The sequence below is a fragment of the Phenylobacterium sp. genome, assembly GCF_031412415.1.
Taxonomy (GTDB): Bacteria; Pseudomonadota; Alphaproteobacteria; order Caulobacterales; family Caulobacteraceae; genus Phenylobacterium.
This window is the reverse complement of the sequence record NZ_JANOCX010000363.1, coordinates 1-10,456: the sequence shown is the minus strand read 5'-3', so window position 1 is coordinate 10,456 and position 10,456 is coordinate 1. Positions and strand designations below refer to the sequence as shown.

The 10,456-nt window shown below is 69.1% G+C and carries 13 protein-coding genes and 1 pseudogene; 5 read left to right on the top strand and 9 right to left on the bottom strand.

Features of this window, described 5'->3' with window-relative positions; genetic code table 11:
• Together RMO04_RS17355 and RMO04_RS17350 are read right to left on the bottom strand one after the other, a co-directional pair.
• Positions 1 to 223, bottom strand: a pseudogene (locus RMO04_RS17355) (transglutaminase family protein); the annotation flags it as partial.
• Between the two features lie 20 nt (positions 224 to 243).
• Positions 244 to 1,179: a transglutaminase family protein gene (locus RMO04_RS17350; protein ID WP_309646023.1), complete on the bottom strand. Its 936-nt coding sequence runs from the start codon at positions 1,177 to 1,179 to the stop codon at positions 244 to 246.
• Positions 1,180 to 1,247: 68 nt separating this feature from the next.
• Here RMO04_RS17350 and RMO04_RS17345 point away from each other — a divergent pair, with 68 nt between their 5' ends.
• From RMO04_RS17345 to RMO04_RS17335, 3 genes are all read left to right on the top strand, one after another.
• Positions 1,248 to 1,985: an N-formylglutamate amidohydrolase gene (locus RMO04_RS17345; protein WP_309646022.1), complete on the top strand. Its 738-nt coding sequence runs from the start codon at positions 1,248 to 1,250 to the stop codon at positions 1,983 to 1,985.
• 275 nt (positions 1,986 to 2,260) lie between these two features.
• Positions 2,261 to 2,728, top strand: coding sequence for a hypothetical protein (locus RMO04_RS17340; RefSeq protein WP_309646021.1), 468 nt, complete (start codon positions 2,261 to 2,263; stop codon positions 2,726 to 2,728).
• 93 nt (positions 2,729 to 2,821) lie between these two features.
• Entirely contained in the window at positions 2,822 to 4,663 is a 1,842-nt protein-coding gene (locus RMO04_RS17335) for a DUF885 domain-containing protein (RefSeq protein ID WP_309646020.1), read from the top strand.
• Between the two features lie 10 nt (positions 4,664 to 4,673).
• Here the strand turns inward: RMO04_RS17335 and kynU are convergent, their stop codons facing one another.
• Positions 4,674 to 5,927 (bottom strand): kynureninase, encoded by a 1,254-nt coding sequence (gene kynU / locus RMO04_RS17330; protein ID WP_309646019.1) that lies wholly within the window; start codon positions 5,925 to 5,927, stop codon positions 4,674 to 4,676.
• Complete coding sequence (locus RMO04_RS17325) at positions 5,924 to 6,145, bottom strand: hypothetical protein (protein ID WP_309646018.1); 222 nt, start codon at positions 6,143 to 6,145, stop codon at positions 5,924 to 5,926. The genes kynU and RMO04_RS17325 overlap by 4 nt, the downstream gene beginning before the upstream one ends.
• Before the next feature lie 293 nt (positions 6,146 to 6,438).
• Here RMO04_RS17325 and RMO04_RS17320 point away from each other — a divergent pair, with 293 nt between their 5' ends.
• Positions 6,439 to 7,776, top strand: coding sequence for an integrase arm-type DNA-binding domain-containing protein (locus RMO04_RS17320; protein ID WP_309646017.1), 1,338 nt, complete (start codon positions 6,439 to 6,441; stop codon positions 7,774 to 7,776).
• Positions 7,777 to 7,862: 86 nt separating this feature from the next.
• The gene (locus tag RMO04_RS17315; RefSeq protein ID WP_309646016.1) at positions 7,863 to 8,249 is read left to right on the top strand and encodes a hypothetical protein; all 387 of its coding nucleotides are present in this window, start codon (positions 7,863 to 7,865) and stop codon (positions 8,247 to 8,249) included.
• A gap of 102 nt (positions 8,250 to 8,351) precedes the next feature.
• On the opposite strand, the gene RMO04_RS17310 is transcribed toward RMO04_RS17315, so the two are convergent.
• The 5 genes from RMO04_RS17310 to RMO04_RS17290 all read right to left on the bottom strand — a co-directional run.
• On the bottom strand, positions 8,352 to 9,059 hold the full coding sequence (locus RMO04_RS17310; protein WP_309646015.1) for a hypothetical protein: 708 nt from the start codon (positions 9,057 to 9,059) through the stop codon (positions 8,352 to 8,354).
• 105 nt (positions 9,060 to 9,164) lie between these two features.
• Complete coding sequence (locus RMO04_RS17305; RefSeq protein ID WP_309646014.1) at positions 9,165 to 9,614, bottom strand: AlpA family phage regulatory protein; 450 nt, start codon at positions 9,612 to 9,614, stop codon at positions 9,165 to 9,167.
• Positions 9,595 to 9,855, bottom strand: coding sequence for a hypothetical protein (locus RMO04_RS17300; protein ID WP_309646013.1), 261 nt, complete (start codon positions 9,853 to 9,855; stop codon positions 9,595 to 9,597). Before RMO04_RS17300 ends, RMO04_RS17305 begins: the two co-directional genes overlap by 20 nt.
• Positions 9,852 to 10,133, bottom strand: a complete 282-nt coding sequence (locus RMO04_RS17295) for a hypothetical protein (protein ID WP_309646012.1) — start codon at positions 10,131 to 10,133, stop codon at positions 9,852 to 9,854. Before RMO04_RS17295 ends, RMO04_RS17300 begins: the two co-directional genes overlap by 4 nt.
• The coding region (locus RMO04_RS17290; RefSeq protein ID WP_309646011.1) for a lytic transglycosylase domain-containing protein at positions 10,130 to 10,456 on the bottom strand (327 nt) is incomplete at its 5' end. The genes RMO04_RS17295 and RMO04_RS17290, both read right to left, overlap by 4 nt.

Here is a 10,456-nt window from a genome sequence, read left to right as displayed (position 1 = left end):
CGAAGTCGGCCGAGATCGTCAGCCGTCCCGCCGGGGCCAGCACGCGGCTGCAGATATTGCCAAAGGCGTCGATGTACTGGCGCACGTCCAGCGACGGATCGGTGCGCACCCAGTCAGGTGTCTCCAGGTCATCGCGACGCGAGGGATGGACGCTGAGCGTCAGCATCATCGGGACCGGCGCAGGGCAGTCGTAGGTGATCTCGAAGCCCGTGCGGATGCGCATCTATGTCTCCCTGGGTGCGGCTAGCAGGTCGCCCCAACGGTTCGAGGGTGAGGAGGTTGCATGGTGAGCTCGCTTTCGGCGCGCACGTCCACCTCAACGTCCATACCGAGGTAATCGGAGGGCAGGCCTGCCCAGGTTCCGTACAGCGGAACCGCCTGGCGCGGATCGCGCGAAACCGCGACGCGAACGAGGTCGGCGTTGCCCACGATGCCGTTGGTTGGATCGAACTCCACCCAGCCGCAGGTCGGCAGATAGACCCGCACCCAGGCATGGGTGTGACCGCCGCCGATACGAGCGTGCTCGGCGTTGGAATAGGGGCTGTAGATGTATCCCGACACGAACCGGGCCGCGAGGCCCAGGCTGCGAACAGCCTCCATCATCAGAACGGCGTAGTCGCGGCAGGAGCCGCTGCGCGCGGCCAGGGTTTCCAGAGCGGTCTGGACGCCGGCTTCCAGCCGGGTGCTGTATTTGAAATCCGCATAGATCGCCTGGGTCATCTCGCTGAGCAGGCTCTGCAGGCTGGTCGAGCCCTTGTTGCGAACGAAGCGGCGCGCCCACGCGTCGATCAGGCCCTCGGGGTCCGGCTGCTGGCGCGCCATGGAGAGCCGCAGGTCGGGCAGGTCGTCGGGGCTGTAGGCGAAGGGCATCGCGCCCGTGTAGACCTCGATCTCGCCGTCCAGGTCGGCGAAGGCGGGGCGGGGCGTGTGCTCCAGGCGAACCCGGCTCTCCACCACCAGCTCCGTCGTGCGGCCGGTGAACCCCGCCACCTCGACGCAGTTGCCGAACACGTCATGCACCGAGCGCAGGCGGCTGGGGGTGGGGCTGATGGTGAGATCGCAGTCCAGCAGGCGCTGATCATAGCTCTCCCGAGGACGCAGCATCATGCGATGCTCGCCGAGAGCTACGGGATTGCGGTACCGATAGCGCGTGACATGACGGATCGAGAGGATCGGCATTGACTAACAGCTGCGCCGATTCAGAGGCGGCGTCGAACCTATTGCTGGGTCGGGACGATCTGTCGCCGGTGATTGTGACGAATCCAGGCGGCACATCGCCGTTCCTGCTCGTGGGCGATCATGCGGGCCGGGCGATCCCGCGACGGCTCGGCGGACTGGGCCTGGCGCCTGCGGCGATGGACCGGCACATCGCTTGGGACATCGGTGTGGCGGGCCTGGGCGAGCGTCTCGCCCTCAATCTGGACGCGGTGTTCATCCATCAGGCCTATTCGCGCCTGGTCATAGACTGCAACCGCGCGCCGGGGAGTGAAGGCTCGATCCCCGAGGTGAGCGACGCCGTTGCGATCCCGGGCAATGCCGGCCTTCGTCCCGCGGACGCCGTCGCCCGCCATGACGCGATCTACCTGCCGTACCAGACCGCCATCGCCAGTGAATTGGACAGCCGGGCGAGGGCGGGGGCTCCGACCCTGCTGGTTTCGCTCCACAGCTTCACGCCGGTCTTTCAGGGTCATGTTCGCCCGTGGCGCATCGGAGTCCTGCATCGTGGCGACTCGCGCCTATCCGACCGCATGCTGGGCCTGCTGATCCGAGAGTTGGGGGATGCGGCGGGCGACAACCAGCCGTACCGGATGGATGAGATCGACAACACGGTCCCCCTCCATGCCGATCCGCGGGGGCTCGACTATCTGGAGTTGGAGATTCGACAGGACTTGATCGCCGATTTGGCCGGGCAGGCGGAGGTCGCGACACGGCTCGCGACGCTGCTGACCGAGACTCTCGAGGAGTCGGCGATCGCCGCAAAGTGACGCAGGGGTAGGGGTTCGCGTGCCTCGGACCGGCTTGCCGAACCCCATAGGCGACAAGGGTCCAACGCGCGGTGACGGCTGGAGCGGGCCCGACACAGGGCCGGCGGTGCGGGCCTATGCGGCGAACGGCCTCAACGCCGGTGCGCGCGCCAGCGGCTAGATTCGTGGCCTGCCAGCCCTTCCCCCAGGTTCAAGGCTCCGATGTTGCAATTTACGGCTCCAGGTCCCGGCCTGCCCCTCGATACGGTCGACTCCTCGTACGCCGGGGCGCCCGTTTGAGCTATCAGTCGAAATTCCCCGCTCGCGACATCGAGGCCCAGCCGCTACGGCGGCCACGGGTTCGCGAACTTGAGGACCAGCTCGGCGCGGCGCGCGCGCAGATCGACGTCCTCCTCACACAGCTTCGCGCCGTCCACATCGAGGCCATCGAGGTGGCGCCGTGGATGATCGGCCTGCGGCCCCAGGAGATCGCGGTGATCGCCGCGCTCAAGGGCGCCCATCCGCGCCTGCTGGACGTCTACGCGCTGGACGAAGCCTTGCCGCACCAGGATGACGCCGCCGATCGTACATTGTCGGGGGTGCATGTGGTCCTCCACGGCATTCGTCGAAAGCTCGGCGCCGATGTGATCGAGACCGTCCGGGGTTTCGGCTGGCGATTGTCGGCGGCGTTCGCCGCGAGCCTGACAACGCTCGAGACCAGCCGCTCCTTCGACCCGCCGCAGGCCGAGGCCGCCACCCGCTGATCCGGTCGGGGGCCCGCGCCGTCCAGGGCGCCTGTCGGCCGTGAACGAAGCCGACTAGGCTCGCCGCTCAGTGTTTCGGCGAGGGGAATCTCGATGCGGCTTTCGCGGCGCAATTTCGGACTTGGTGTGGCGGCGGCTAGCTTGGCGCCTGGTCTGTCGTCGGCCCAGCCGGCCAAGGCTGGCGCCGATCAACAGCTGACGGCCTATCTCGACGAGGCCTTCGAACAGGAGCTGGCGATGGAGCCGGAGCGGCTCACCCGCCTGGGCCGCAAGACGCTGAACGATAGGCTCACCGATCGCCGCGAGGCGGCCCTTGAGCGGCGGCTGGCGTGGCGGCGGGAGAGCGTCGCGCAGATGAAGCGTCGGTTCGATCCTGCCAAGCTCGGCGACGACGCCCGCACCTCGTACGACATGTGGGCCCTCGAGCTCGATCGCGCCGAGGAGGCCCATCGCTGGCGGAGCCATGTCTATGTCTTCGACCGTGGCGGGCCGCACACCACCCTGCCCAACTTCATGATCAACACACACAAGGTCGATACCCCGGCCGATATGGACGCCTATGTCAGGCGGGTCGAGGCCATCGGTCCGGCGCTGGACACTCAGGTCGATCGCGCCAAGCGCGCCGCGGCCATGGGCGTGCGGATGCCGCGGTTCTCCTACGAGCAGTCGCTTGGGGAGGTTCGGAGACTGACCACCGGCGCGCCGTTCGACGGGGGCGCCGACTCGGCCCTGTTCGCCGACGCCAAAACCAAGGTCGCCGCGCTGAAGGCGGCGGGAAGGATCGACCACGCGAAGGCCGAGGCGCTGACCAAGGCCGTCGCCCAGGCCATGACGACCAAGATGAAGCCCGCCTACGACCGGCTGGGCGCATGGCTGGCCGCCGATCGCGTCCTGGCTTCCGCCGAACCGCAGGGCGCCGGGGCGTTGCCGGACGGCGCGGCCTACTACAACGCCATGCTGCGCCAGCAGACCACGACCGACATGACCGCCGAACAGATCCACGCGCTGGGTCTCGCCGAGGTCGCCAGGATTCGCGCGGAGATGGAGGCGCTGAAGGCCAAGATCGGGTTCACGGGCTCGTTGCAGGACTTCTTTGTCTTCATGCGCAGCGACGACCGCTTCTACGTGACCAACGACGACGCCGGCCGGGCGCGCTATCTGAAGCTGGCCGAGGGCTACCTGGCGGCGATGAAAGCCAGGCTGCCCGAGTACTTCGGCCGGCTGCCCAAGTCGGACCTGGTCGTGAAGCGGGTGGAGTCCTTCCGCGAGGAGCCGGGCGGGGCGGCGCACTACAGTTCCGGAGCGCCTGACGGTTCGCGGCCCGGGGTGTTCTATGTCCACCTGTCGGACACGCGCGCGACGCCGACCTACGAGATCGAGGGCACCGCCTACCACGAGGGCTGGCCAGGCCATCACATGCAGATCTCGCTGGCCCAGGAGATGACCGGGATCCCGGTCTTCCGCACCCAGTACGGCTACGGCGCCTATATCGAGGGCTGGGGCCTCTATGTGGAACTGCTGGCGAAGGAGGCCGGCTTCTACCAGGACGCCTACAGCGACTTCGGCCGGCTTGGCCGCGAGATCTGGCGCGCGATACGGCTGGTGGTCGACACTGGCATCCACGCCAAGGGCTGGAGCGAGAGCCAGGCGCTGGAGTTCTACACCGCCAATTCGCCCCAGCCCGTGGGGAAGATCCGGTCGGAGATCCGCCGCTACTTCGTGAGCCCCGGCCAGGCGACGTCGTACAAGGTCGGCATGGTCAAGATCCTGGCTCTGCGCGACCAGGCGCGCCAGGCGCTTGGGCCTCGCTTCGATCTGCGCGCCTTCCACGACATGGTGTTGGGCGCCGGCGCCCTGCCGCTTCCGATCCTGGAGACTCGGGTCAATCGGTGGATCGCCGCGGCATCCAAAGCCAACCACTCGGCCGCGAAATAGGACCGACGGGTCAGGTGACCGCGTCGACCGCCGCGAAGGCCGGGTCTTTCCAAAGGCCGGTCTCGACGATGTCGCGCAGGGTCTCCACGGCGTCCCAGATGTCGACGTAGCGCAGATAGAGCGGCGAGAAGCCGAAGCGGATCGTGGTCGGGGCGCGGAAGTCGCCGATCACGCCGCGGCTGATCAGGGCCTTCATGATCGGATAGCCGTGGGGGTGCTCCAGAGCGATGTGGCCGCCGCGCGCCTCGGCATCGGCGGGACTGCCCAGCTTGAAGCCCGCATCCCCCAGCCGCGCCTCGACCAACGACAGGAACAGCGCGCCCATGGCCCTGGACTTGGCGCGGGACGGCTCCAGCCCCGCGCGTTCGGCGATGTCGAGCCCGGCCTCGGCGGCGACCATGCTGAGAATGGGTTGCGTGCCGGTCAGCGTCCGCCCGATGCCCGAGGCCGGCGCATAGTCGCGGTCGAAGGCGAACGGCGCGCCATGTCCCCACCAGCCGGTCAGCGGCTGGGCGACGACGCCCTGGTGGCGCTTGGCGACGAACTGGAACGCCGGGCTGCCGGGGCCGCCGTTGAGATACTTGTACGTACAGCCGACGGCGAAGTCGGCGCCGCAGCCATTGAGGTCGACCGGCATGGCGCCGGCGCTGTGGCACAGGTCCCACACGGTCAGCGCGCCGACGGCGTGCGCCCGGGCGGTGATGGCGGCCATGTCGAGGATGTGGCTGGTCTTGTAGTGGGTCTGGGTGAGCACGACGGCGGCGACGTCGTCGGTGATCGCGTCCGCGATCTCGTCCTTCTCGGCGAAGCGGATCTCATGCCCGCGCCCCAGGGTCTCGATCAGGCCCTGGACCACATAGTTGTTGGTCGGGAAATTGCTCCCCTCCATGACGATCACCTTGCGGTCCGGGCGCATGGCGAGCGTGGTGGCGACCATCCGGAACAGGTTGAGGCTGGTGCCATCGGTCATCACGACCTCGCCCGCCTCGGCGCCGACCAGGCCCGCGATCTTGTCGCCCAGCCGATAGGGCAGTAGGAACCAGCCCGCCCGGTTCCAGCTGGTGATCAGGTCTCGGCTCCACTCCTCGGTCGCCGCCTGGGTCACCCGTGCCAGCGCCGCCTTGGGGCTTGGCCCGAGCGAATTGCCGTTCAGGTAGATGACGCCGGGAGGCAGGGCGAACTCGTCGATGAAAGCGGCCAGCGGATCGGCGGCGTCCAGCGCCTCGGCGGCGGCCCGGGAGGTCGGCGGGGTGACGGCGGTCATTGCGGCTTCGGTTTGAAGGTCGCGGCGCCGATCCAGCCGCGCTCGGAGACATCCATCATCACGCCCTCGGGCCCTTGCATCTTGTATTCCGCATTGTCCTTGGCCGGATTCATACCCAGTCCCTGCGCGATGTTCACGTCGTGGCGCGAAGCGAAGCCCGAGTCCTGGAATCGTTGCACGATGTCCTCGATGTCCTCGCATTGGAAGCCGAGGTGCATGAGCCCATGTAGCCCTCGCCGTCTTCCCGCGCGCGGCCGTCGACCGCGTGACGTCTTCAAGCCACTGAATTTATAGAGGGAAGAATGGTGGATGTGACAGGGATTGAACCTGTGACCCCCTCGGTGTGAATCTTGAAAAGGAAGTATTCAGGCCTTTTCAGGTTGTTCCAACACTTTGAAATACTTGAAATCACCCTTCCGATGCGCTTCAACGGATATCGTCCAGTTCTGTCGGAGTTGCCCCCAATGCGCCCCCCTAAATCGAGGCGCCTCCTTCAACGAGGGGGTCACTCGTGAGGTCCCCCATCAACACCGATCGCGAGCTCCAGGCTCTCAAACCGGAGGTAGCACGCTACGAGCGGGCCATCACCAAGGCAAGGGGGCTGTCGGTGCTGGTCTATCCCAATGGCTGTAAGGCGTTCGTGGTCCGCTACGCCGCGCCAAACGGCGCCCGCAGACGTCTCGCCCTGGGGGACTATCCGGCCCTTAGCCTGGCCATGGCCCGGCTGAAGGCTGGGGTTCTCCGCCTCGAGGTGGTTGAGGGCGGAGACCCCGCCGGAACCCGCCAAACCGCGCGCCACGAGGCGAAAACAGGGGAGACCTTGGAGCAGTTGGCCGCAGGCTACTGGAAAGCAGCCGCGATCGGGATCCACGGAGGTCGCAGGCATCCGCTGAGGGCCTCGACAATAGAGCGTCAGAAAGGGCTCTGGAAGAAGCACTTGAAACCTGTTGTCGGCGCGCACCGATATAAGGAGCTGAAACGGGCCGATATCCGGGCCTTCATGGAGGGACTTGTGGAGGCCGGCCGGCTCAGCCCGTCCAGCATCGCCAGCATCGGCGATGTTCTCAGGGCGCTCTTCGCCTACGCCCTGCACCGAGACCTGGTGGAGGCCAACCCCGCCCTCGGGCTCACAAGGCCCATCGCGCCGCGATCGCGTTCACGGCTGTTCACGGACGCCGCGCTCTGCGGTCTCCTGGGCCTTCTGGACGATGCGTCCTGCGCCGAGGAGGGGCGTTGCGATCCTCATGCCCGCATGGCGCCGCAGATGGCCCTGGGCCTTCGGTTCCTGATCCTGACCCTCACCCGGCGGACCGAAACCGCCGGCACCCGGTGGCTGGAGATCGACGAGGCGACCAGAACCTGGACGATCCCCGGGGCGCGGACGAAGAACCGGCAGGATCATGTGGTGCCGCTCTCGCCTCAGGCGATCGAGGTGCTGCGGCGCGTCCGCCGCCTCCCGGGCGCCCAGGGCGACGGCTTCGTGTTCCCGTCGCCCACCAAGGCCGGCGCCCATCTCGATCCCCATGCGATGACGCGGGCGGTGAGCCGCATGTGCGCGCGCCTCGAATTGCCGCCCGGGTCGCCCCACGACATGCGGCGCACCGCGGCGACGATGCTCACCAGCGAGCGCTACGGCTTCCGACGCTTCGTGGTGGGCAAGGTCCTGGGGCACACCGTCCAGGACGGCGCCGCCGTGACGGCGGTCTATGACCGAAACGAGTACCTGCCTGAGAAGCGCCAGGCTCTCGAGGCCTGGGGCCGACACGTGGAGGGGCTGACACCGCCGCGTGACGGGGAGGGTCCCACCTCGTCGCAGTCGCCCCGGCTGCGTTTGGTGACCAACGGCTAGGGCCGTCCCGGGCCTGGGCCGGCCGCGATCTTCCCCGGCGGCGCGAATCGGACGCGCCTATGGCCTAGCTGTTGTCGGAGGCGCCGATGGGACGGAATGACGAGCTGGAGGTCGTGCGGCTCGCCGCGGCGGAAATCGACGATCAGGCGATCGCCGAGATCGCCCGTCTGTTGAAGCCCTTGTCCAACCGCGAGGTGACGCCGAGCTGGCTGATCCGCTTCGCGGCGTCCGGACCCCTGTTCGTCGCACGCCGCCCGTGCGGCGCCCGGCCCGAGATCGTCGGGGTCGCGGGTTTCGCGTGCGACGATCGCCAGCACTTTGTCGAGATGATCGCCGTGGACGTCGGCTTCGCCGACCAAGGTCTCGGGGAGACCCTCAGGCAGCAACTCAGCGTGACGCCGAGACGTCCTTCGGTTTTTCGGAGGCGCGATCGGCCGCCCATGGGCGTCTCGGCCTTCAGATCCGCGGGTTAGATCCCGGAACGCGCCCGCTGGCGATCCGGGCGCAGGCGCGTCAGCGCGCACGCTGGTCTGAGTTGGAGCATTGCCGGAATTCGAAGCCGAACCGACCGGTCCTCAGCGTTGTCGCCGACGGGGGGCGGGCTTGCGGGGGGGCTTGGTGCGGTTGGCGGCCGGTGGTCCGACCGGCTTGGGCCTGCGCGCGGCGGGCGCGGGTCTGCGCTGTCGGGTGGTCGCCGGGCGATGGGTGGGGCGGCCAAGGGCGCGCCAGATCAGGACGAGAGCGATCCCCAGCACGACCAGCACGGCGGCGAGCACTTCGGCCGGCAGGGTCCTCAGCAACGCCCAGGTCTCGCGCGCCGTGGCGCGGCCCGGACCGGTGGGCTCCCGAGCCGCGCCCGCAATGGGCTCGTAGGCGTTTCCGCCTTCCGCGGCGCCGTCCTGACGCAGGAGGTCCCCGAGCGGTCTCCCGTTCAGGCGGCAGCGGGCGACGATGCGGTCGTAGCTGCGGTGCTCGGCGACGCAATCGAGCCGGCGACCCAGGCTGGCGGTTTCCAAGGTCCGCTTCGCGACCCGTCCCTCCGGCGTGGAGAGCTCCGGCGCGTAGAAGTCGGCCAGGCGCACCTCGACCCAGTCCGAAGGGCCGCCCCCGGTGTTGACGCAGAGGCCATCGCCATCGATCACCTCCACCACCGGGCCTGAAAAGCTCGAGCCCGGAGATAGGTAGGCCGGCGTCGGCCCCTGGTCGGGCACGGCCAGGCAGGGATCGGCCGCCGCCGCGCCGGACCACGACAGGCCGGCGAGGAAGACGGTCGCCGCGGCCACGAAGGCGCGCCCATGTCGCCCTGGTGCGCGGCGCGAGGAACGGGGGAGGCGGAGCATGAGAGGGAGGTTCGCGACTTCCGCCGATTCAGGCCAGGGCTCAACCGCTCAGAAGTCGAAGCTCATCTGATCGGCATGGGTGCGCCGGCTCCGGGCGCGGCGCTTCGGCGGCGTCTCGACGATCGGCGGGGGCGTGACGAGTTTCGCCGCCGCCGCCGTCTGCGGGGGCGCCTGGGAAGGCGCGGGTGGGGGGCCCGGCGAAGCCGAGGCCGAAGCCGCCGGCCTGGCCGGCGAGAGGCGAGGTTCGCGATAGGCCAGGAGCGCCCCGCGCGGGGGTGCGACCTCACCCCGGGGCGCCAGCGAGGCCTTCCAGGCCGCCACCTCGCTCTCACGCCAGCCGACCCGGCCGCGCGAGATGACCACTGGCCGCGGGAAGTCGCCGGCGTTCTGCAGCCGCCAGGCCGTGGTGCGGCTGATGCCGGCGAGGTCCCTGACCTTGCCCCAAGGCAGGATCCGGTCGCCGGCCGTGTCGAAGGTCTCAGAGCCAGGAGCCGTCATCGCCACCTCCGCGTCGCGGGCTGTCGAGGGTCAGGCCGCAGGCCTCGTCGGCGATCCGCTCCAGGGCCAGGGTGAGCAGCGCCGCGTCCCTCGCCGCGTCCACGGGATCGCGACGGAGCCAGGCCTTCAGGACGAGCTTGAGCGGCGTGCTGACCGCGGGATCGGCGAGCAGGCCTTCGGGCGTGGGGCGAGGATCGCCCGACCGCCGCATGCCGGCGTGGAGGATATCGGGACTGCTCATGTGGAAGGTCCTTCCGTCGACCAGGGCTCGCGGGCCGAGCGTCGCAGGCGGCTTCTCTGGCGTCGCGCCCAGGCGGCCAGCTCGCCCCGGGGGTAGTAGGGCTTGCGCCTCACATGAACGCAGGCGGGCCCGTCGCGCCCCACGCAGAACATCCGCGCCAGGGTCGCAGGCTTCAACCGAACCCCGAGGCCGGCCAGGAACACCGAGGCCTCCGAGCGGGTCAGCAGGTCGTCTTCGGAGGGGGGCGTCGGCGCCGGGGCGTCGTCCGGGAACGTCATGGGCCGGCCTCCGGCGGGCGGCATTGCCCCGCGCTCTTGACCTGACGGCCGGCGGAGAGGGCGAGGAAGCACTCGACGACCTTCGCCACGTAGGCCTTCGTCTCGGAGATCTCCGGCACGCGCCCGAGCCGGGCCACGCGCGAGGGACCGGAATTATAGGCCGCGAGGGCCAGCCTGACATCCTGGAAGCGCAGGAGTTGCCGCGCGAGATAGGCCGCGCCTCCGGAGAGGTTCTCCTCGGGATCGAAGCGGTCGCGCACGCCCAGTTCCGCCGCCGTGGCGGGCATCAGCTGGGTGAGGCCCGCGGCGCCCGCGCTCGAGCG

Bases quoted from the DNA above. Each gene is read 5' to 3' on its own strand.
- RMO04_RS17350 (WP_309646023.1), bottom strand. From the start codon at position 1,179: ATGCCGATCCTCTCGATCCGTCATGTCACGCGCTATCGGTACCGCAAT.
- RMO04_RS17335 (WP_309646020.1), top strand. From the start codon at position 2,822: ATGCGGCTTTCGCGGCGCAATTTCGGACTTGGTGTGGCGGCGGCTAGC.
- kynU (WP_309646019.1), bottom strand. From the start codon at position 5,927: ATGACCGCCGTCACCCCGCCGACCTCCCGGGCCGCCGCCGAGGCGCTG.
- RMO04_RS17325 (WP_309646018.1), bottom strand. From the start codon at position 6,145: ATGCACCTCGGCTTCCAATGCGAGGACATCGAGGACATCGTGCAACGA.
- RMO04_RS17315 (WP_309646016.1), top strand. From the start codon at position 7,863: ATGGGACGGAATGACGAGCTGGAGGTCGTGCGGCTCGCCGCGGCGGAA.
- RMO04_RS17305 (WP_309646014.1), bottom strand. From the start codon at position 9,614: ATGACGGCTCCTGGCTCTGAGACCTTCGACACGGCCGGCGACCGGATC.
- RMO04_RS17300 (WP_309646013.1), bottom strand. From the start codon at position 9,855: ATGAGCAGTCCCGATATCCTCCACGCCGGCATGCGGCGGTCGGGCGAT.
- RMO04_RS17295 (WP_309646012.1), bottom strand. From the start codon at position 10,133: ATGACGTTCCCGGACGACGCCCCGGCGCCGACGCCCCCCTCCGAAGAC.